Annotated in this window: 18 protein-coding genes; 12 read left to right on the forward strand and 6 right to left on the reverse strand. The window is 54.5% G+C overall.

The features are described 5' to 3' along the window. Positions 1 to 74: 74 nt before the first annotated feature. Positions 75 to 1,538: a beta-barrel assembly-enhancing protease gene (gene bepA, locus JGF26_RS08415; RefSeq protein ID WP_028016132.1), complete on the forward strand. Its 1,464-nt coding sequence runs from the start codon at positions 75 to 77 to the stop codon at positions 1,536 to 1,538. Positions 1,539 to 1,556: 18 nt separating this feature from the next. After that, positions 1,557 to 1,913, forward strand: coding sequence for an arsenate reductase (glutaredoxin) (arsC, locus tag JGF26_RS08420; RefSeq protein ID WP_108090874.1), 357 nt, complete (start codon positions 1,557 to 1,559; stop codon positions 1,911 to 1,913). Here the strand turns inward: arsC and JGF26_RS08425 are convergent. Beyond that, positions 1,910 to 2,734 carry an XRE family transcriptional regulator gene (locus JGF26_RS08425; protein ID WP_134707683.1) on the reverse strand — a complete coding sequence of 275 codons (825 nt, stop codon included), beginning with the start codon at positions 2,732 to 2,734 and terminating at the stop codon, positions 1,910 to 1,912. The two genes, arsC and JGF26_RS08425, sit on opposite strands and share 4 nt — an antisense overlap. 147 nt (positions 2,735 to 2,881) lie before the next feature. Between JGF26_RS08425 and celB the strand changes: the two genes are divergently transcribed. Genes celB through JGF26_RS08440 form a run of 3 tightly spaced genes read left to right on the forward strand, consistent with a single transcriptional unit; the run spans position 2,882 to position 6,585 of the window. Beyond that, on the forward strand, positions 2,882 to 4,201 hold the full coding sequence (celB, locus tag JGF26_RS08430) for a PTS cellobiose transporter subunit IIC (protein ID WP_028016129.1): 1,320 nt from the start codon (positions 2,882 to 2,884) through the stop codon (positions 4,199 to 4,201). A gap of 3 nt (positions 4,202 to 4,204) precedes the next feature. Next, on the forward strand, positions 4,205 to 5,161 hold the full coding sequence (locus JGF26_RS08435) for a N(4)-(beta-N-acetylglucosaminyl)-L-asparaginase (RefSeq protein ID WP_134707682.1): 957 nt from the start codon (positions 4,205 to 4,207) through the stop codon (positions 5,159 to 5,161). Further along, complete coding sequence (locus JGF26_RS08440) at positions 5,161 to 6,585, forward strand: leucyl aminopeptidase family protein (RefSeq protein ID WP_134707819.1); 1,425 nt, start codon at positions 5,161 to 5,163, stop codon at positions 6,583 to 6,585. The genes JGF26_RS08435 and JGF26_RS08440 overlap by 1 nt, the downstream gene beginning before the upstream one ends. Before the next feature lie 42 nt (positions 6,586 to 6,627). Here the strand turns inward: JGF26_RS08440 and JGF26_RS08445 are convergent, their stop codons facing one another. The 4 genes from JGF26_RS08445 to JGF26_RS08460 form a co-directional block, all read right to left on the reverse strand. After that, positions 6,628 to 7,329: a DnaA inactivator Hda gene (locus JGF26_RS08445; protein WP_218064865.1), complete on the reverse strand. Its 702-nt coding sequence runs from the start codon at positions 7,327 to 7,329 to the stop codon at positions 6,628 to 6,630. Between the two features lie 95 nt (positions 7,330 to 7,424). Beyond that, a complete protein-coding gene (gene uraA / locus JGF26_RS08450; RefSeq protein WP_049007806.1) occupies positions 7,425 to 8,714 on the reverse strand; it encodes a uracil permease in 1,290 nt (429 codons plus the stop codon). Between the two features lie 83 nt (positions 8,715 to 8,797). Next, on the reverse strand, positions 8,798 to 9,424 hold the full coding sequence (upp, locus tag JGF26_RS08455) for a uracil phosphoribosyltransferase (protein WP_008501641.1): 627 nt from the start codon (positions 9,422 to 9,424) through the stop codon (positions 8,798 to 8,800). Positions 9,425 to 9,641: 217 nt separating this feature from the next. Then, complete coding sequence (locus JGF26_RS08460; RefSeq protein ID WP_028016124.1) at positions 9,642 to 11,072, reverse strand: 6-phospho-beta-glucosidase; 1,431 nt, start codon at positions 11,070 to 11,072, stop codon at positions 9,642 to 9,644. 266 nt (positions 11,073 to 11,338) lie between these two features. Between JGF26_RS08460 and purM the strand changes: the two genes are divergently transcribed. The 4 genes from purM (at position 11,339) to ppx (ending at position 16,821) form a co-directional block, all read left to right on the forward strand. Beyond that, positions 11,339 to 12,376 carry a phosphoribosylformylglycinamidine cyclo-ligase gene (gene purM, locus JGF26_RS08465; protein ID WP_028016123.1) on the forward strand — a complete coding sequence of 346 codons (1,038 nt, stop codon included), beginning with the start codon at positions 11,339 to 11,341 and terminating at the stop codon, positions 12,374 to 12,376. Continuing rightward, entirely contained in the window at positions 12,373 to 13,014 is a 642-nt protein-coding gene (gene purN / locus JGF26_RS08470) for a phosphoribosylglycinamide formyltransferase (RefSeq protein ID WP_114977540.1), read from the forward strand. Before purM ends, purN begins: the two co-directional genes overlap by 4 nt. A 204-nt stretch (positions 13,015 to 13,218) precedes the next feature. Further along, positions 13,219 to 15,279, forward strand: a complete 2,061-nt coding sequence (gene ppk1, locus JGF26_RS08475) for a polyphosphate kinase 1 (RefSeq protein WP_028016121.1) — start codon at positions 13,219 to 13,221, stop codon at positions 15,277 to 15,279. Between the two features lie 3 nt (positions 15,280 to 15,282). Continuing rightward, positions 15,283 to 16,821, forward strand: coding sequence for an exopolyphosphatase (gene ppx, locus JGF26_RS08480; RefSeq protein ID WP_128348026.1), 1,539 nt, complete (start codon positions 15,283 to 15,285; stop codon positions 16,819 to 16,821). 4 nt (positions 16,822 to 16,825) lie between these two features. Here ppx and JGF26_RS08485 read toward each other — a convergent pair whose 3' ends face one another. Beyond that, entirely contained in the window at positions 16,826 to 19,066 is a 2,241-nt protein-coding gene (locus JGF26_RS08485; protein WP_134707681.1) for an EAL domain-containing protein, read from the reverse strand. A 352-nt stretch (positions 19,067 to 19,418) separates the two neighbouring features. Between JGF26_RS08485 and JGF26_RS08490 the strand changes: the two genes are divergently transcribed. The 3 genes from JGF26_RS08490 to JGF26_RS08500 all read left to right on the forward strand — a co-directional run bounded on the left by JGF26_RS08490 (position 19,419) and on the right by JGF26_RS08500 (position 20,822). Beyond that, the gene (locus tag JGF26_RS08490; protein WP_028016118.1) at positions 19,419 to 19,607 is read left to right on the forward strand and encodes a YfgG family protein; all 189 of its coding nucleotides are present in this window, start codon (positions 19,419 to 19,421) and stop codon (positions 19,605 to 19,607) included. A 208-nt stretch (positions 19,608 to 19,815) separates the two neighbouring features. Beyond that, complete coding sequence (locus tag JGF26_RS08495; protein ID WP_108090882.1) at positions 19,816 to 20,067, forward strand: DUF6130 family protein; 252 nt, start codon at positions 19,816 to 19,818, stop codon at positions 20,065 to 20,067. A gap of 11 nt (positions 20,068 to 20,078) precedes the next feature. After that, positions 20,079 to 20,822 (forward strand): alpha/beta hydrolase, encoded by a 744-nt coding sequence (locus tag JGF26_RS08500; RefSeq protein ID WP_134707680.1) that lies wholly within the window; start codon positions 20,079 to 20,081, stop codon positions 20,820 to 20,822. Positions 20,823 to 20,859: the final 37 nt, after the last annotated feature.

Raw genomic sequence — 20,859 nt, forward strand, 5'->3', positions numbered from 1 at the left:
CGCAAGGCAACAGAGATGAACGATATGCCGGTTCATCGGTCAAATTAGCACAACCAACATACAGGACCGTGGTTATGTTCAGGCAGTTGAAAAAAACACTGGTTGCGACACTGATTGCCGCACTGACGGTCGGTCAGGTGTTGCCCGCTTTTGCCGACTCGTCCGATTCATTGCCGGACATGGGCACCACAGCAGGAAGCACGCTCTCCATTGGGCAAGAGATGCAAATGGGCGATTACTACGTTCGCCAGTTGCGCGGTAGCGCCCCGCTCATCAATGACCCGTTACTTGTTCAGTACATCAACGGTCTGGGGATGCGTCTGGTTGCGCATGCCGACTCGGTAAAAACGCCCTTTCACTTCTATTTAATCAATAATGACGAAATCAACGCCTTCGCCTTCTTTGGCGGCAACGTGGTGCTGCATTCGGCATTATTCCGTTACTCCGATAACGAAAGTCAGCTGGCTTCCGTTATGGCGCACGAAATTTCGCACGTCACCCAGCGCCACCTGGCGCGAGCGATGGAAGACCAGAAACGTAACGCCCCGCTGACCTGGGTTGGAGCGCTGGGTTCTATTTTGCTGGCAATGGCCAGCCCGCAGGCCGGGATGGCGGCATTAACCGGTACTCTGGCGGGAACGCGGCAGGGGATGATTAGCTTTACACAACAAAACGAACAGGAAGCGGACCGCATCGGGATTCAGGTGCTGCAACGTTCTGGCTTTGACCCTCAGGCCATGCCGAGCTTCCTGGAAAAACTGCTCGATCAGGCACGTTACTCTTCCCGTCCACCAGAAATTCTGCTCACCCACCCCTTACCGGAAAGTCGCCTGTCGGATGCGCGTAACCGTGCCAACCAGATGCGCCCGGTCGTGGTCCAGTCGTCGCAAGATTTCTACATGGCGAAAGTGAGAACGCTGGGGATGTACAATTCCGGGCGCAACCAGCTCACCAGCGATCTGCTGGACTCCCTGGCGAAAGGCAACGTGCGAGAAAAGAATGCCGCGCAGTATGGTCAGGCGTTACAAGCGATGGAAGCCAGCAAATACGACGAGGCGCGTAAAGCGCTGCAACCCCTTCTGGCCGCCGACCCGAATAATCCGTGGTATCTCGATCTCTCGACGGATATTGATCTGGGGCAGAAGAAAACCACCGATGCCATTAATCGCCTGAAAGGGGCGAAGGACGTACGTACCAACCCGGTGCTGCAGCTTAACCTGGCGAACGCTTACTTACAGGGTGGTCAACCTGCTGAAGCGGCGACCATTCTGAACCGCTATACCTTTAATAATAAAGACGACCAAAACGGCTGGGATCTGCTCGCTCAGGCGGAAGCCCAACTGGGCAACCGCGATCAGGAGCTGGCGGCGCGTGCCGAAGGCTTTGCCCTGGTGGGGCGCCTCGACCAGGCTATTTCCGCGCTCAGCAGCGCCAGCGCGCAGGTCAAACTCGGCAGCCTCCAGCAGGCCCGTTACGACGCGCGTATCGATCAGCTTCGCGGCCTGCAACAGCGCTTCAAGCCGTACGAGAAGATGTAATAAAGGAGAATTCACGTCATGACAGACGCCGTAAAAATTTACCACAATCCGCGCTGCTCCAAGAGCCGCGATACCCTGAGCCTGCTGAAGTCTAACGGTATTGACCCGGAAGTGGTGCTCTATCTCGAGACACCACCGGACGCACAGACGATCCGCCAGCTGTTGCACATGCTGGGCATGGGAAGTGCAAGAGAGCTGATGCGCCAGAAAGAAGACCTCTATAAGTCGCTCAATCTGGATGACACCCGTCTCACTGAGGCCGAGCTTGTGCAGGCCATGGTTGAAAATCCTAAGCTGATCGAGCGCCCGATAGTCGTGGCAAACGGCCACGCACGCATTGGACGCCCGCCGGAAGACGTACTCGATATACTCTAATTCCCCCGCCGCAGCGCGTTCAAAAACGCCTGCGGCGTGCTGTCTCCCAGCTTTTTCTGCGCTTTACCCTGGTTATAAAATTCGCACAGCTGAATAAGCAACTCTCCGGCAGGTTCACTTTTCACGCGCGGGATAATGTCCTGTAAAGGTGCTGCAACCTGTACGGCGCTGTGTTTTTGCGCATGCACTTTTACGGCGATATCTTGCCCCGGCAGCGTTATGTCAAAACCAAAAGTCTCAATAGATTGTATAAGTGCCGGACACGCTTCAAGTAACGCCTGAACCCAGCGGGTCAGGAGCTGAGGTGATACGCCCGCGTAAAGCCGGGCAAAACACCAGCCGCTCACCGGCTCACGTGCCCACAGCAGGTGTTGCTCCCCACCATCGTCCATATGCAGCGACAAAGGCAGATGATGTAACTCCAGCTGATGCGGCACGATGCCAGCTTTCAGCGCCTTTTTACCCTGCAACGGTGCCCCCTTCTGTGCTGCCGAGGCGGGCTTCAGATAACGGTTCAGGGTCGCTCTCGAAACGGGGATCCCCAGAACATCATTCACCAGTAACAACAACTCATCCAGCGGTGCGCCCAGTATGTCACGCAGCGTATTGACCAGAGCCACCTGCTCTTGTCTCATCGCTTTGTGTATCACTTTTGGCGTCGTATGGTTATCTGAAACCTGTTCGCGATTGCGCCAGCGCCTGACGGTGGTCACCGAGATCCCGAGCTCAACTGCAAGCTCTCTGTCGCTTTTATCAGACTGCTGGAGGTAGCGACGAATACGTGGCGTCGTCGTGGCATTGGCGTGCAGTTTAATTTCCATCGCAAAGCTCCATGAAACTAATCTCATAAGACTTATATAACATCAACGAATGCTTTGTGACCGATTTCACCTTTCGTTCGCCACGCTTCACTGATAATCCACACACATAACATAAACAACACCACTCAATCTTGTACGGAGTTCACAATGAACAATGTTCTGGGATTTCTTGAAGCAAAACTGATGCCGCTGGCGGCCAAAACGGCTCAGCAGCGTCATCTGGGTGCGATTCGCGGTGCCTACGTTTCATTCATGCCATTTATCATCGTCGGCTCTATTCTGCTGGTGATCTCGTCGTTCCCGAATCAAACCTACCAGCAGTTTATGTCTCAGGCCTTTGGTGAAAGCTGGAGTGCCATTATCGAGATCCCGTTTAATGCGGTGTTCTCGACCATGTCGCTGTTCATCAGCTTCCTGGTGGCGTTTCGCCTGGCCGAGCACTACGGTGAAGATCGCATCTCCTGCGGTATTCTGTCGCTGGTCGCCTTCCTGATCCTGACCCCCTTTATCAAAGTGGCTGAAAACGGCGGCATCACCGTGATACCCGTTGAGTGGATTGGCAGTAAAGGGCTGTTTGTGGCGATGATTGGTTCGCTGCTGTGGACGGAGCTGTTCTGCTGGCTGAAGCGCAAAAATCTGGTCATCAAAATGCCAGATGGCGTACCGCCAGCGGTGCAGGAGTCGTTCGCCGCGCTGATCCCGGCGCTGCTGGTGATGATTCTGGTGCTGATTATTCGCATCGTCTTTGAAAATACCCACTACAACACCATTCACCAGTTCATTTATGAAGTCGTTGCTACACCGGTGCGTCACTACGGCACCTCTTACTTTGGCGCGCTGATGACCGTCTTCAGCATCACTATTCTGTGGTCAGTGGGCATTAACTCAGGCTCGATGATCAACGGCATTATTCGCCCGCTGTGGATGGAGAACCAGACCGACAACATCGCTGCTATCCAGGCCGGCACAACCCCGCCGCACATCATCACTGAGCAATTTTTTGACATGATCTGGATGGGCGGCGCAGGGGCAACGCTGTCGCTGGTGATTGCGATGCTCATTTTTGCCCGCAGTAAAAATATGCGCGAAGTCGCACGACTGGGCGCGGGAGCATCGGTGTTCAACATCAACGAGCCAATATTGTTTGGCCTGCCGGTGATCATGAATCCCATAATGCTCATTCCCTTCAATCTTGTCCCACTGGTGCTGGTCACCGTGCAGTATGCAGCAATGAAAATTGGCGCGGTTGCCGTCACTACCGGGGTGTTTATCCCCTGGACGCTGCCTCCCGTCATCAGCGGTTTTATCGTCACCGGACACCTCAGCGGTAGCGTCATGCAGCTTATCAACCTACTGATTGGCGCCATGCTGTATCTACCTTTCATGCGTATCGTGGACAAACAGTACCGCGCGGCGGAAATTGCCACCGTTACGCAATCCGACACCACCCTTGCAAAACAGGAGTAAAGCATGTGGGGAATTATCGCAACCTGGCGAATGGCGCTTGAAGGAGTAACAGAGTCTGCGTCGGCGCTGGCTGCGGGGAAACCGGTCGCTGCGGCGGTGGTGGATGCCGTAGCGACCGTCGAAGACTTTCCGCTTTATAAATCTGTCGGTTACGGCGGGCTGCCAACGGAGAACGGTGAAGTTGAGCTGGATGCTGCTTATATGGATGGCGACACGCTGGCCTTTGGCGCAGTCGGTAACCTGGTGGATATCGCTAACCCGGTACGCGTGGCCCACGCGCTGAGTCGCCAGCGCTATAACAGCCTGCTGGTTGGCCAGGGTGCTCGGGAATGGGCGCTAAGCCAGGGTTTTGCCAACAAAACCATGCTCACCGACCGGGCAATGCAGCATTACCGCAAACGCTGCCGGGAGACGCTGGACAAGGGCCTGAGTCCCTATGATGGCCACGATACCGTCGGCATTATCGGCCTCGATAAACAGGGTTCGATGAGCGTCGCGACCTCCACCAGCGGGCTGTTTATGAAAAAGCGGGGGCGGATTGGTGATTCACCAATAATTGGCTCCGGGTTTTACTGCGACAGTGAAACCGGTGCAGCCACCGCCACGGGCGTCGGTGAAGATCTGATGAAAGGCTGTACCAGCTATGAAATCGTTCGTCGTATGGCGCAGGGAATGTCGCCGCAGCAGGCTGCCGACTCGGTCGTCTTTGAGCTGGAGGACAGACTTATGTCGCGCTTCGGTCGTGTGGGCGATCTTTCCGTCGTTTGCATGAACAACAAGGGCGAATTTGGCGCTGCGACCAACATCAAAACGTTCTCGTTCGTGGTTGCTACCGCTCGCCAGCCTCTTACTGTGTTTCGTACCGAGCGTCTGCATGAGAAGACGCATTATCAGGCCGTGGATGAGGAATGGATGCAGGCTTACACCGCGCGGATCCGCGCGCCGATTGAGGAACAATGATGATTACATATCAGCTTATTACCGCGCTTTCTGATGCGAAGCCGCAGAGCCATTTAATCGCCCGTACCACCTGTAACCTGCTGCCGAAGACAGCGCTTATCGCCGAGATGCGTGACCCGGATTGCATCACGGACACCCGCTTTGGCTGTGCGCCTTTTTCCCGAATCACCTTGCTGCCGGATGCGCTCTGGCACGATAGCCTGACCGAAGAATTACTCACGGCGCTGCGCCCACTCCTGGCCTCACCCGCCAGTCCTGATGTGGTACTGGACGTCACGAATATCAACGACGTTGTGCTGGCGCAAGTACTGCGTTTTCTCTTTAATCAGGCACACAGGCTCAGCGACTTAAAGCTAAAGAAAACCAACGAATCAGCGGTACGTCTACAGCATATAACCGCTCTTTGTTTGCCGGAGCAGCAGGACAGACTCGAGGCTATCTTCCACCAGCAGCAGGCCATTGCCCATGGCATGGTGGCGGCACGGCGTCTGGCGGATATGCCATCCGATCGCTGCACGCCTGAGTATGTAGTGGAAGAGGCCCAAAAACGGTGTGCCGACTTCCCCGCCCTGCGATGTGAAGTACTTGATGAAACACAAATCATTGAACAAGGTCTGGGGCTGTTGCACGCCGTGGGCAAAGGGGCATCCTGTCCGCCACGTCTGCTGGCTATCCACTATGACGGAGTCACTGATGGCCCGGTGCGCTGCTACGTGGGTAAAGGCATTACGTTTGATACCGGTGGCTTGTGGCTGAAAGAAGGCGCGGGCATGTATACCATGAAGTATGACATGTGCGGGGCGGCAAACGTGCTGGGGCTGATGCTGACCGTCGCAGAACTGGCGCTGCCCGTACGCATCATGGGCGTGCTGGCGCTGGCTGAAAATGCCATCGGTCCCGATGCCATGCGGCCCGGTACAGTCGCACGTGCCTGCAACGGCACTACGGTTGAAATCAACAACACCGATGCCGAAGGTCGGCTGGTACTGGCAGATGCGATTGCCTGGGCCAGTAAGAGGCATCCGCAGGCGCGCTATATTATTGATATGGCCACACTCACTGGCGCGGTGGTCAAAGCGCTGGGGTATGAACTGAGCGGATTGATGACGCAGGATGAGCCCCTGCGTCAGGCACTGACCCGCGCGGGTAAACAGAGCGGCGATGAAGTCTGGTCGCTACCGCTGGATGCACGGCTGAAAAAGCAGACCGACAGCGCCATCGCCGATCTCTGCAATACACCAGGCAATAACGCGGCAATCAGTGCCTCGGCGGCGTGGCTGCTGCATCACTTTTGCCCGCCGACCATTCCGTGGGCGCATCTGGATATCAGCGGCACGGCGCTGTGGCGTGAGAACGGGCGAAGCGTGGCGTCGGGGAGACCAGTTCCGCTGCTGGTGGAGCATTTGTTGAGGGATTGTGTCTGATTGTTTTGCCCGGTTAGGCGCTGCCGCCACCGGGCAAAAAACTCAAAGCTTGAGAATATCTTTCACAAACGGAATCGTCAGCTTGCGCTGGGCGGTAATGGAGGCGCGATCGAGCTGATCGAGCGTATCAAAGAGGGTACGCATTTCACGATCCAGACGCTTGAGCAGAAAACGGCCCACGTCTTCCGGCAGCTCAAACCCACGCTGCTTTGCGCGCAGCTGTAACGCCTGGAGCTTGTCTTCATCCGACAGCGGCTGGAGCTTATAGATTTGCCCCCAGTCAAGACGGGAAGCCAGATCCGGCAGCCCCAGATTGAGCTGGCGTGGCGGACGATCGCCGGTGATCAGCAGCCGGGTTTTACCCGACTCCAGAATGCGGTTGTAGAGGTTAAAAATCGCCATTTCCCACGGCTCATCCCCTGCCACGCATTCGATATTATCAATGCAGACCAGTGAGAGATGTTCCATTCCCTCCATAACTTCAGGTACAAACCAGGTACGTTTATCCAGCGGCACATAACCTACCGCATCACCACGCGCAGAAAGTTCCGCACAGGCGGCATGCAGCAGGTGGCTGCGCCCCGCGCCTTCGCGTGACCAGATATAGATGTATCCGCTGTGTTCCTGACGCAGCACGTTTTGCAGTGCAGCCAGTAAAGAGGGGTTATCACCCGGCCAGAAACTCGCGAAAGTTTCGTCGTCAGGGAGATAAAGTGGCAGAGAGAGCTGTGCCGGTCCGTTCAGAAGTACCTCAACCAGATCTTACATAAAATCGGAACGGAGTTTAACACGGAACCTGCAAGGAGAGAACCGGGCGGATCGCCCGCCCGGTTTTACGATCAATGTGACGCTTTTTCGCTTTCGTCGGCGTCCAGCACCACCTCTTCCGGGCGGATCACGGAAATCAGCTTGAAAATCAAGCTCAGGCCCACGCCAACGATGGTCGCCAGCGCCATGCCTTTCAGCTCGGCCGCACCGATGTGTACCTTGGCACCGCTCACGCCGATGATCAGGATCACGGAGGTAAGGATCAGGTTCTGCGCTTTGCTGTAATCCACTTTGGATTCAATCAGCACACGAATACCAGACGCTCCGATTACCCCATAAAGCAGTAGAGAAACACCGCCCATCACCGGTACCGGGATGATCTGGATCGCCGCCGCCAGTTTGCCCACACAAGACAGCAAGATAGCAATGATGGCCGCACCGCCGATAACCCAGGTACTGTAGACACGGGTAATGGCCATCACCCCGATGTTCTCGCCGTAAGTGGTGTTTGGCGTAGAGCCGAAGAAACCGGAGATAATGGTAGAGAAGCCGTTAGCAAACATAGAACGGTGCAGACCCGGGTCGCGGATCAGATCGCGTTTCACGATATTTGCCGTCACCACCAGGTGACCCACGTGCTCAGCAATCACCACCAACGCCGCAGGCAGAATGGTGAAGATAGCAAACCATTCAAAGCGTGGTGTATAGAAAGTTGGCAGGGCAAACCAGTGCGCCTGGGCAATTGGCGTGGTATCGACAACACCCATCATAAAGGAGAGCGCATAACCCGCCAGCACCCCGATCAGGATCGGGATAATCGCCATGAAACCACGGAACAGCACGGAGCCAAACACCGTTACGCCCAGCGTCACCAGAGAAATGATAATGGTTTTGGAATCCGGTGACTGACCGTCAGCAGGCAGTAAACCAGCCATATTCGCCGCCACACCGGCCAGTTCCAGACCGATAACGGCAACGATTGCGCCCATCGCCGCAGGCGGGAACATCACGTCCAGCCAGCCAGTACCGGCTTTCTTCACAATGAAGGACACTACGCAGAACAGCACGCCACACATGATAAAGCCGCCCAGCGCCACTTCGTAGCCAAGCGGTAGCAGCAACAGGACCGGAGAAATAAAGGCGAAGCTCGACCCCAGATACGCCGGGATTTTGCCTTTACAGATAAAGAGGTACAACAGCGTCCCGATACCGTTGAACAGCAGTACGGTAGCCGGGTTAATGTGAAACAGGATTGGCACCAGCACGGTTGCGCCAAACATAGCGAACAGGTGCTGCAAACTAAGCGGGATAGTCTGTAAAAGCGGCGGTCTTTCACTCACCCCGATAGCACGGCGCGTCATAGTGTTTTCCTCTGAGTAGTATTGTTGGTGTTTTATTCAAAAAAAAGCCGACTATCAAAGTCGGCTTATTTATCGTTATTCGATTACTTAGTACCAAAAATCTTATCGCCGGCATCGCCAAGCCCCGGGATGATGTACCCGTGCTCATTCAGCCCCTGGTCGATAGATGCGGTATACAGCTCAACGTCCGGGTGCGCTTTTTCCAGCGCCGCGATACCTTCCGGTGCCGCAACCAGCACCAGCACTTTAATGCTGCTGCAGCCCGCTTTTTTCAGCAAGTCAATGGTGGCAATCATAGAACCGCCGGTTGCCAGCATTGGGTCAACCACCAGCGCCATACGCTCGTCGATGTTAGACACCAGCTTCTGGAAGTAAGGAACCGGCTCCAGCGTCTCTTCATTACGGTAGATACCGACGACGCTGATACGCGCGCTTGGCACGTGCTCCAGCACACCTTCCATCATGCCAAGACCGGCACGCAGAATAGGCACAACGGTAATTTTCTTACCTTTGATCTGTTCAACCTGCACCGGGCCGTTCCAGCCTTCGATGGTGACTTTTTCTGTTTCCAGATCGGAGGTTGCTTCGTAGGTCAGCAGGCTGCCCACTTCAGAAGCCAGTTCGCGAAAACGCTTCGTGCTGATGTCATGCTCACGCATCAGGCCCAACTTGTGTTTAACGAGTGGGTGTTTCACTTCCACAATCTTCATTCTCTTTCTCCTCTGAGGTGGCATCCGCAAAAAAATCGCGGGATTATACCGCTTTTTTCGGATTAGGCCATACCCATCTTGCTTGACAGCGATCAAGCAAAGATAAAAAAACCGGAGGTATATCTCCGGCTTGAGTGCGAGGTTCTGCCCGGTGGCGCTACGCTCACGCGGGCCTACGGAAAGTGTAGGTCGGGTAAGCGTTAGCGCCACCCGACAATTACAGGTTATCGCCGTTGCTCGCAATCACCTGCTTATACCAGTCGAACGACTTCTTCTTGCTGCGGTTCAGCGTGCCGTTGCCTTCGTTATCTTTGTCGACAAAGATAAAGCCGTAGCGTTTTTTCATTTCGCCGGTGCCTGCAGACACCAGGTCAATACAGCCCCACGGGGTATACCCCATCAGGTCAACGCCATCTTCAACCACCGCTTTTTTCATTTCACGGATGTGTGCGGCAAGGTAGTCAATGCGGTACTGGTCGTTCACCGTACCGTCGCTCTCCTGCACGTCAATAGCACCAAAACCGTTCTCAACGATGAACAGCGGCAACTGGTAGTGATCCCAGAACCAGTTCAGGGAGTAACGCAGCCCAACCGGGTCAATCTGCCAGCCCCAGTCGGATTTCTGCACATATGGGTTGGAGACCAGGCTCTTGCTCTCGTCGTAATCCAGCTGCGGGTTGTCAGCCGTCGCTTTGGTGGCGAAGGACATGTAATAGCTGAATCCGATGTAATCCACACAGCCCTGCTTAAGTGCGGCTTTATCTTCTTCGGTAATATCCAGCGCAAAGCCACGACGCTCAAAGTAGTTGAGCAGGTGCTGCGGATACTTGCCGCGTACGTGAACGTCGGTAAACCAGTAGCGACGGTGCATGGCGTTCATCGCCATCATCATATCGTCCGGGGCACAGGTCAGAGGATAAATCGGGCACATGGCAATCATGCAGCCGATTTGCAGCGACGGGTTAATCTCACGCCCCGCTTTTACCGCCAGTGCACTGGCTACAAGCTCATAGTGCGCGGCCTGGAACATCACCGGCTCACGGTCTTCGCCCGGCTCATACTTCAACCCGGAGTTGGTAAACGGCGCAAAGTCTTCGTGGAAGTTCGCCTGGTTGTTGATCTCGTTAAAGGTCATCCAGTACTTCACTTTGTGCTGATAACGCTGGAAAACCACTTTTGAGAAACGAACAAAGAAATCGATCAGTTTACGGTTACGCCAGCCGCCATATTCGGTGACCAGATGGAAAGGCATCTCGAAGTGAGAGAGCGTGATGACCGGCTCGATGCCGTGCTTCAGGCACTCGTCGAACAGATCGTCATAGAATTTCAGGCCAGCCTCGTTAGGTTCCAGCTCATCCCCTTTCGGGAAGATCCGCGTCCAGGCTATCGAAGTGCGGAAGCATTTGAACCCCATCTCGGCAAAGAGTTTGATGTCTTCTTTATAACGATGGTAGAAGTCGATGGCTTCATGGTTAGGGTAATTTTTCCCCTGCAACACGCCGTTGGTGATTTCACGCGGCACGCCATGCGCGCCCGCGGTCATGACATCGGCAACGCTAACGCCTTTTCCACCCTCTTTCCAGCCCCCTTCCAGCTGATGCGCCGCAACCGCACCACCCCACAGAAAACCTTCTTTAAATCCTGACATTCTCTTTCCCTCATTCTGCGTTATTTTCTGCAAAAACAATTACAGAAACCGGTTTCATCTGAATGATGTGCAAAGGTGATTTCTGTTGCAAGGAGAAAACCGAAACCGGTTTCATTTTCGTGAACAGACTCAAGTTTGGACACATTGGCAGGCCGCACAGAAAAAAAAATCGTCTCACCGAGAATAGGCTCGCAAACGTTTGCCTGGACTGTTAGAATTGCGCCGATTTTTCTTACTAGCTATGCAATCGCGTGGGGACTTGAGCCGTGACCAACAAAACTTCTCTCAGCTACAAAGATGCCGGTGTTGATATTGACGCAGGTAATGCGCTGGTTGACCGAATCAAAGGTGTGGTGAAAAAAACCCGCCGCCCGGAAGTGATGGGTGGTCTGGGTGGATTCGGCGCACTGTGCGCGCTGCCGCAAAAATATCGTGAACCTGTTCTGGTCTCGGGTACTGATGGTGTAGGTACAAAACTGCGCCTGGCGATGGATTTAAAACGTCATGACACGATCGGTATCGATCTGGTCGCGATGTGTGTGAATGACCTGGTCGTTCAGGGTGCTGAACCGCTGTTCTTCCTCGATTATTACGCGACCGGTAAACTGGACGTGGATACCGCAGCCAGCGTGATTAACGGTATTGCCGAAGGGTGTCTGCAGTCAGGCTGCGCGCTGGTCGGCGGTGAAACCGCAGAAATGCCAGGCATGTATCACGGCGAAGATTATGACGTCGCTGGTTTCTGCGTCGGCGTGGTAGAAAAATCAGAAATTATCGACGGCAGCAAAGTGGCTGATGGTGATGTCCTGATCGCACTGGCATCCAGCGGCCCGCACTCTAACGGCTACTCTCTGGTACGTAAAATCATCGAAGTCAGCGGTTGCGACCCACAGACCACTGAACTGGATGGCAAACCGCTTGCCGATCACCTGCTGGCTCCAACCCGCATTTACGTGAAAAACGTGCTGGAACTGATCGAGAACGTCGACGTTCACGCCATTGCCCACCTGACCGGCGGCGGCTTCTGGGAAAATATCCCGCGCGTTCTGCCGGACAACACCCAGGCCGTGATCGACGAATCCTCCTGGCAGTGGCCGTCCGTGTTTAACTGGCTGCAAACCGCAGGCAACGTCAGTTCTCACGAAATGTACCGCACCTTTAACTGCGGCGTAGGTATGGTGATAGCCCTGCCCGCGAGCGAAGCGGATAAAGCGGTTAAACTGCTGACAGAGAAAGGTGAAAACGCGTGGAAAATCGGTACTATTAAAGCTTCCGATTCCGAACAACGTGTGGTCATTGAATGAAAAACATCGTGGTGCTCATTTCCGGCAACGGAAGCAATTTGCAGGCAATAATTGACGCCTGCAAACAGAAGAAGATCAATGGCACCATTCGGGCAGTATTCAGCAACAAGGCCGACGCGTTCGGCCTTGAGCGTGCCCGGGAAGCGAGTATTCCCGCGCACGCGCTGGAAGCCAGCCAGTTTGCCGGGCGTGAAGCCTTTGACCGCGAGCTGGTTCAGGAAATTGATGCCTACGCGCCTGATGTCGTGGTGCTGGCGGGCTATATGCGTATCCTGAGCCCGGCTTTTGTTGAGCATTATGCCGGACGCCTGCTGAATATCCACCCATCTTTGCTGCCGAAGTATCCTGGCTTGCACACCCATCGTCAGGTTCTGGAAAACGGCGATGAAGAGCATGGTACCTCCGTGCATTTCGTTACCGACGAACTGGATGGTGGCCCGGTGATCCTGCAGGCGAAAGTGCCGGTCTTTGAAGGCGATAACGAAGAAGACGTGACCGAACGCGTACAGGTCCAGGAACACGCCATTTATCCGCTGGTGGTAAGCTGGTTTGTCGACGGGCGTCTGGAGATGCGTGACGGCGCTGCCTGGCTCGACGGCGTGAAGTTACCCCCGCAGGGTTATGCGGCCGAAGAGTAGTGTGTTATGTCGGGTGGCACTACGCTTACCCGACCTACAAATTGCATTACCCGATATTCCCTTCTCCAACCCTCTAAAATCCCCAACAAAAAAAATAACTGTCATACTTTTCTGGCACTGTTGGACATATCGTGGAAATGCTCGCCATAATAAGGACGAGACGGATTTACCACGTCCTGTGATTGAACTGGAGTGTGAGCTGTAATGGGTCAGGAAAAGTTATATATCGAGAAAGAGCTAAGCTGGTTAGCATTCAACGAACGTGTACTCCAGGAAGCGGCTGACAAAAGTAACCCGCTGATCGAGCGCATGCGTTTTTTGGGCATTTATTCCAACAACCTGGATGAGTTCTACAAGGTTCGTTTTGCCGAGCTAAAACGGCGAATCATCATCAGCGAAGAACAGGGCTTAAACTCTCACTCGCGGCATCTGTTGGGCAAAATCCAGTCCCGCGTGTTGAAAGCCGATCAGGAATTTGACGGCCTGTATAACGAACTGCTGCTGGAAATGGCACGCAATCAAATCTTCCTGATTAACGAACGACAGCTTTCCGTTAACCAACAAAACTGGCTGCGCCATTACTTCAAACAGTATCTGCGTCAGCACATCACCCCGATTCTGATCAACCGCGAAACCGACCTGGTGCAGTTCCTGAAAGATGACTACACCTACCTGGCGGTGGAAATTATCCGCGGTGATTCGATCCGCTACGCGCTGCTTGAGATCCCGTCCGACAAGGTGCCGCGCTTTGTGAACCTGCCGCCGGAAACCCCGCGCAGACGCAAACCGATGATCCTGCTGGATAACATCCTGCGCTACTGTCTGGACGACATCTTCAAAGGCTTCTTCGATTACGATGCGTTAAACGCCTATTCCATGAAGATGACCCGTGACGCCGAATATGACCTGGTGCACGAGATGGAAGCCAGCCTGATGGAGCTGATGTCGTCCAGCCTGAAACAGCGCCTGACGGCCGAGCCGGTGCGCTTTGTTTATCAGCGCGACATGCCGGACGCCATGGTGGAGATGCTGCGCGAGAAGCTGACCATCTCGCGCTATGACTCCATCGTGCCGGGCGGTCGCTACCACAACTTTAAAGACTTTATTGGTTTCCCGAACGTCGGCAAAGCCAATCTGGTGAACAAGCCGCTGCCGCGCCTGCGCCATCTGTGGTTCGACAAATTCCGCAACGGATTCGACGCGATTCGCGAACGTGACGTCCTGCTCTACTATCCGTATCACACGTTTGAACACGTGCTGGAACTGCTGCGTCAGGCCTCCTTCGACCCGAGCGTGCTGGCAATCAAAATCAACATCTACCGCGTGGCAAAAGATTCCCGCATCATCGACGCGATGATCCATGCGGCGCATAACGCCAAGAAAGTCACGGTGGTGGTTGAGCTGCAGGCGCGCTTCGACGAAGAGGCGAACATTCACTGGGCGCGCCGTCTGACGGAAGCCGGTGTGCACGTCATCTTCTCCGCGCCGGGGCTGAAAATTCACGCCAAGCTGTTCCTGATCTCCCGTAAAGAGGGCGACGAGGTGGTGCGTTATGCCCACATCGGTACCGGGAACTTCAACGAGAAAACCGCACGAATTTATACGGACTACTCGCTGTTGACCGCTGATGCCCGCATCACTAACGAGGTACGCCGGGTATTTAACTTTATTGAAAACCCGTACCGCCCGGTGAATTTCGATTATCTGCTGGTGTCACCGCAGAACTCGCGCCGTCTGCTGTACGATATGATCGATAAAGAGATCGCTAATGCGCAGAAAGGGTTGTCATCCGGCATCACGCTGAAGCTCAACAATCTGGTCGACAAAGGGCTGGTTGACCGCCTGTACGCGGCGTCCAGTTCCGGCGTGCCGGTTAACCTGCTGATCCGCGGCATGTGCTCGCTGATCCCTGAACTGGAAGGCATCAGCGACAATATTCGCGTCATCAGCATTGTTGACCGTTACCTGGAACACGATCGCGTCTATATTTTCGATAATGCGGGTGACAAACAGGTTTACCTCTCTTCTGCCGACTGGATGACACGCAATATTGACTATCGAATTGAAGTCGCAGCACCGCTGCTGGATCCGCGACTGAAGCAGCAGATCCTCGACATCATCGAGATTCTGTTCAGCGATACGGTGAAAGCACGCTATATCGACAAAGAACTCAGTAACCGCTATGTACCGCGCGGCAACCGCCGTAAAGTGCGGTCGCAACTGGCGATTTACGACTATATCAAATCACTCGAGCAACCCGATTAACCTATGCCGATAAATGATAAGACCCCACGCCCGCAGGAATTCGCCGCGGTCGATCTTGGCTCTAACAGTTTCCACATGGTCATCGCCCGTGAGGTGGATGGCGCGCTGCAGATCATCGGTCGTCTGAAGCAGCGTGTACACCTGGCGGACGGTCTTGATGAACGCAGCATGCTTAGCGAAGAGGCAATGGAGCGCGGCCTGAACTGCCTGTCGCTGTTTGCCGAACGTCTGCAGGGCTTCTCGCCTTCCAGCGTCTGCATCGTGGGCACCCACACCCTGCGCCAGGCGCTGAACGCGCCTGAATTTCTCAAGCGGGCCGAAAAAGTGATCCCCTACCCGATTGAGATCATCTCCGGTAACGAGGAAGCGCGTCTGATTTTCATGGGGGTTGAGCACACCCAGCCGGAAAAAGGGCGCAAGCTGGTGATCGACATTGGCGGCGGTTCAACTGAGCTGGTGATCGGCGAAGACTTTGAGCCGCGTCTGGTGGAAAGTCGTCGTATGGGCTGCGTCAGCTTCGCGCAGATGTATTTCCCGGGTGGCACCATCACCCGTGAAAACTTCCAGCGGGCGCGTATGGCCGCCATCCAGAAACTGGAAAACCTCGCCTGGCAGTACCGTATTCAGGGCTGGAATGTGGCGCTGGGCGCATCGGGTACCATCAAAGCGGCCCATGAAGTGCTGCTGGCGATGGGCGAGAAAGACGGGTTTATCACGCCTGAACGCCTGATATTGCTGACTGAAGAAGTGCTAAAGCATAAAAGTTTTGACGCCTTGAGCCTGCCGGGTCTTTCCGACGAGCGTAAAGCGGTGTTTGTGCCGGGTCTGGCTATCCTCTGCGGTGTGTTTGATGCGCTGGCCATCAAGGAGCTGCGTCTTTCTGACGGCGCCCTGCGTGAAGGTGTGCTGTATGAGATGGAAGGCCGTTTCCGCCATCAGGATATTCGCAGCCGCACTGCACAAAGCCTGGCAAACCAGTACAACATCGATCGTGAGCAGGCAAAGCGCGTGCTGGATACGACCGTTCAGATGTACGACCAATGGCAGGAGCAAAATCCTAAGCTGGCGCATCCGCAGCTTGCCGCCCTGCTGAAATGGGCAGCAATGCTGCATGAAGTGGGACTGAACATTAACCACAGCGGGATGCATCGCCACTCAGCGTACATTCTGCAAAACAGCGATTTACCAGGCTTCAACCAGGAGCAGCAGACCATGATGGCCACGCTGGTGCGTTATCACCGCAAAGCCATCAAGCTCGACGATCTGCCCCGCTTCACGCTGTTCAAGAAAAAGCAGTTCCTGCCGCTCATCCAGTTGCTGCGCCTTGGCGTGCTGCTCAATAATCAGCGTCAGGCCACCACCACGCCGCCCACGCTGAAGCTGAAAACCGACGACCACCACTGGACGCTGAGCTTCCCGCACGACTGGTTTAGCCAGAACGCGCTGGTCCTGCTGGACCTGGAAAAAGAGCAGCAGTACTGGGAAGCGGTCACCGGCTGGCTACTCAAAATCGAAGAAGAGAGTGCCGACGTCGCCGCGTAACGGCTCAGGCGTCCGCACAGGACGCCTCTGCCTCCAGCAGTGATACCAGTGCAACCGGTCTGCCAATCAGGTATCCCTGCACATAATCAATACCTAGCGCGTGAACCGCGCTACGTATCTCTTCAGTTTCGACATATTCTGCCACCACCAGCATTTTCTTCATTCGCGCCAGATGGCAGATTGACGCCACTATCTGATAATCCAGACTGTTGTTAACGATGTTCTGCACAAAACTGCCGTCGATTTTGAGAATATCAGCGTCCACGCTTTTCAGCCGGGCATAGCTCGCATAGCCGGTACCAAAATCATCAATGGCAATGCGTACCCCCATCTTCTGCAACTGACCGAGGATCTGTTGTGCCTGCTCAGCACTGCCGAACGTGCTGCACTCCGTCACCTCAAAGATCAGTTGCCACGGTTCGATGGCGTATTTCGTCAGCAAACGACTTACCTCAAGCGGGAACTGCACTCTGCAAACGGTTGAAGGGGCCAGATTAATGGCAAACCGCTGGCCGGGCAGCCTTTCGCGATGTGTTGCCAGAAAGCGTAACGTATGGTCCAGTACCCATAAATCCACCCGCGACGACAGCCCAAACTCCTGTGCAACAGGCAGGAATTGGTCGGGGGAGATTAATACCCCATTTGCATCCTGCATCCGCAGCAAGACTTCGTGGTAGCGATCGCCACGCTGGCCGCAAACAGGCTGAACGAACAGCGTAAATGCGTTGTTATCGAGAGCCCTTTGCAGACGGCTCATCATTGCGACTTTATCCTTCAGGCTACGCTGCAAATGGACAGCACCACGCTGCTGAAGATTTTCAGGATGGTTGGAGGAGAGCGACAAGTCCGCAACCATACCCAGCTCACCCAGGACCAGATAGAGATGGTTCACTGGTGACCGCACATAACAGTAGCTCACACCCACCTGAGGCTGCAGCGGCATGCCATCCCAGACAAAGCGGAACTGTTTGATATGCTCATCCAGGGTTTCAATCCGCTGCTGGTGGGATTCCGCGTTGAGTCGAATCGCCAGATCGCACCCGGTCAGGTGGTAGACCTTCTCATTAGGCTGGAGTGTGTCATTAATCCATTGCGCCAGCCGCTGTTTGTACAAAATGCGCAGCAACACGCCGTAATTTCGCCCCAAAATTTCAAGCTCAGGAATACGCAGTAAACAAAGCGCCGACCACGGGTTTTTAGCCAGATCGTGTAATAACGAGCGCAGATTAGGCATATGTACGACAGGGTCGAGTAGCGCCAGTCTGCGGGAGCGTTGATTCACGGTTCGCTGGTGAGTCGCCAGCATCGACATGTAAATCACCACGAACGAGAAGACCAGATAGCTGGAAGAGGTGATCGCCAGTTGAATGTCATAACCCTGATGCAACGGGATATAGCGGTAAAAATAGTGAATGGACACCAGCAAGACTGGCGTCCAGATCAGCGACACCAGCTTATAGCCAAAGCGCATCGCGGCCCAGAGCATCACCGGCATCAATAACGACAGGGTGTAGTTGGTAGAAAAAATTGAGCTGTTTTCATTCATGGGGAGCAACAGCAGCGAAAGCAGTCCGCCGAGGGCAAACACCCAAATCAAAAACTCAGTGACCGTCACCTTTTTCTCTATCTGCATACGGATCTGTGAGATGAGGCTTTTGATGTAACGTGGATGGCGAATCAGGCGGATCAGCAGATAGCTCAGAGGTACCCCCGTCAGCCCGCTGACCAGCAGTGTCTGATAATTAATGAGCGTACGAATATTCAGAGGGGATAATCCCGCAAGGCTCTGGCGACTCTCGTACACACCCAGATAAACCGCAAACTGAAACAGCACCAGAAATAGCGTCGCGGGGCAGAAAACCTGCCAGAAAATGCGCTGCGCCATCAGCCGTGTGTCCCCGTACGCCGTCATATTGCGTCCGGGAGCAAACACCCGGTACCCCCCCCAACTGAGCACTATCGGGACGATAAAATGGAGCATAGTGGCGACGGTTTCAAACATCCCACCCGACGGGTAATAGCGGATAAACAGCGACAACGCGATCCCGGGAAGCGCTTCCAGGCCAAAGAACATCATCAGCGAGAGCAAAAATGAGAGGGGTAAATAATAGAGCGCGACAATACCTTCGCCCAGTTGCGTGAACGTATTCGCGACGCTCAGCAGGGGAAGTAAAACCACAGGTAAAATAAGCGGCAATGCCCACCAGCGGTCTTCATTGTTTTTCAGGAAAGCAATAATGTTCATAGATGCCCGGTTAAACCCCTTTCTCTCCAGAGGGAAAATAAAGACAGGCATCCGACCTGACGTGCGCACCGCCCGGCAATGTTTAGGGCGAACAGTGTGGAGGGAGGATTTAAATATCAGGACAGGGAATCCGTTGACTTAAATCAAACTACTTTATGCAAATAATCTTTTTCACCGACTTTTTTGCAAAAATTTCCTTCATATTATCAATATGGTAAATGCATTAATTATTTTCAATAACATTAATTAATGTAACTGCTGACGGTTATTTACACATTGCAGAATTGACCCCCTCTTCCCGCTGTGCCTTAATATCCTTATCGCCCAGAAGGGCATGTCCAGGAAAAACACAGTGAGTCAGGCCACGCGTATGCGCAAACGACATCGATTTAACACCCGAATGACCCGCATCATACTGTTAATCAGCTTCCTGTTTTTCTTTGGCCGCTTCGTTTACTCTTCGATTGGCGCCTGGTATCACCATCAGGATAAAACCCAGTCACAGCAATCCAGCCTGACCGTCGACACCGCTGACCGCTAGGCCGCCGGAGGGTTTTGCACTCTTTGAATAATGCCTGCAATCCCTTTGCTGAGGATCTTATCCTGCAGCCCGGCAAACTGTATCGCACTGTATCCACAGCGCCACGCTGACAAACGGGTACAAAACGCCGCCTCCGGCAAATATCTCTGATACATAAAAATGGTTTTCTTTCCCTGTCGTCATTCAGAACCGATGAGGAGAGACACCGATGATTCGTCGATACACACTTTTCCCCCTACTCGCCCTGGCATCCGTCGCATATGTCCAGGCCGCCCCTCTGGACAACCTCAGCGCCACTGACGTTAACGGTCCCGCCGCCGTTGCGCCGCTGGAACACCCACAACCGCCCGCTGGAAAACACAAGGTGACCATTATTCTGGCCGACCCAACGCATAAGCCTCTTGACCATAAAACTCTTGAATTCACCGTGCCAGCGCATGCGCCGGTCCACCATTTCTGAGGAGCCTGAAGATGAAAGCATTATCGTTACTGACAGCGGGTTTGCTGGCGATTTCGGCCAGTGCTTTGGCGGAGAGTAAAACCAGCGTGGTGCTGGTGCACGGCGCGTTTGCCGACGGCAGCAGCTGGAATAAGGTGATTACTCTTTTGCAAAAACAACATACCGAGGTTATAGCCGTCCAGTTGCCGCTCACATCGCTAAAAGATGACGTAGCGGCCACGCAGCGAGCCATCGCCCGTGCACACGGGAATGTGGTGCTGGTGGGCCACTCCTGGGGAGGCACCGTGATTAGCGAAGCAGGCAACGATGCGCGGGTTAAATCGCTGGTGTATGTGGCGGCGTTCGCGCCGGATTCCGGCCAGTCGACGGCGGATCTGGCAGGAAGCTATCCTGCCCCGCCGGGCAGCGCGGGCATTGCTAAAACGGCGGACGGCTATTTATACCTGCCGACAGAAGCCGTCAGGAGGGACTTCGCGCCTGACGTGAAGCCAGCCATTCAAGATACGATTGCAGCCACGCAGGGGCCAATTAAGGCCGAGGCGTTTGGTGAAAAGGTTGCCCACGCGGCGTGGCATGACAAACCGAGCTGGTTTGTGGTCAGCAAGAATGACCGAATGATCAACCCCGCTCTTGAGCGCGCGATGGCGAAGACGATCCATGCGAAAACCGTCGAGGTGACGGCAAGCCACGTGTCGATGGTGAGCCAGCCGGAGGCTATCGCCCGGACGATTGAGCAGGCAAGGCGGATGCACTGAGAAAAATTCGCCCGGCGGCGCTACGCTTGCACGGGCC

The organism is Enterobacter sp. E1 (assembly GCF_016809815.1).
GTDB lineage: Bacteria > Pseudomonadota > Gammaproteobacteria > Enterobacterales > Enterobacteriaceae > Enterobacter > Enterobacter adelaidei.

Excerpts from the sequence above, each read along its gene's own strand:
- uraA (WP_049007806.1), bottom strand. The coding sequence starts at position 8,714 with ATGACGCGCCGTGCTATCGGGGTGAGTGAAAGACCGCCGCTTTTACAG.
- JGF26_RS08460 (WP_028016124.1), bottom strand. The coding sequence starts at position 11,072 with ATGTCAGGATTTAAAGAAGGTTTTCTGTGGGGTGGTGCGGTTGCGGCG.
- ppk1 (WP_028016121.1), top strand. The coding sequence starts at position 13,219 with ATGGGTCAGGAAAAGTTATATATCGAGAAAGAGCTAAGCTGGTTAGCA.
- JGF26_RS08485 (WP_134707681.1), bottom strand. The coding sequence starts at position 19,066 with ATGAACATTATTGCTTTCCTGAAAAACAATGAAGACCGCTGGTGGGCA.
- JGF26_RS08425 (WP_134707683.1), bottom strand. The coding sequence starts at position 2,734 with ATGGAAATTAAACTGCACGCCAATGCCACGACGACGCCACGTATTCGT.
- ppx (WP_128348026.1), top strand. The coding sequence starts at position 15,283 with ATGCCGATAAATGATAAGACCCCACGCCCGCAGGAATTCGCCGCGGTC.
- celB (WP_028016129.1), top strand. The coding sequence starts at position 2,882 with ATGAACAATGTTCTGGGATTTCTTGAAGCAAAACTGATGCCGCTGGCG.
- bepA (WP_028016132.1), top strand. The coding sequence starts at position 75 with ATGTTCAGGCAGTTGAAAAAAACACTGGTTGCGACACTGATTGCCGCA.
- upp (WP_008501641.1), bottom strand. The coding sequence starts at position 9,424 with ATGAAGATTGTGGAAGTGAAACACCCACTCGTTAAACACAAGTTGGGC.
- JGF26_RS08435 (WP_134707682.1), top strand. The coding sequence starts at position 4,205 with ATGTGGGGAATTATCGCAACCTGGCGAATGGCGCTTGAAGGAGTAACA.
- arsC (WP_108090874.1), top strand. The coding sequence starts at position 1,557 with ATGACAGACGCCGTAAAAATTTACCACAATCCGCGCTGCTCCAAGAGC.
- JGF26_RS08500 (WP_134707680.1), top strand. The coding sequence starts at position 20,079 with ATGAAAGCATTATCGTTACTGACAGCGGGTTTGCTGGCGATTTCGGCC.
- JGF26_RS08495 (WP_108090882.1), top strand. The coding sequence starts at position 19,816 with ATGATTCGTCGATACACACTTTTCCCCCTACTCGCCCTGGCATCCGTC.
- purN (WP_114977540.1), top strand. The coding sequence starts at position 12,373 with ATGAAAAACATCGTGGTGCTCATTTCCGGCAACGGAAGCAATTTGCAG.
- JGF26_RS08440 (WP_134707819.1), top strand. The coding sequence starts at position 5,161 with ATGATTACATATCAGCTTATTACCGCGCTTTCTGATGCGAAGCCGCAG.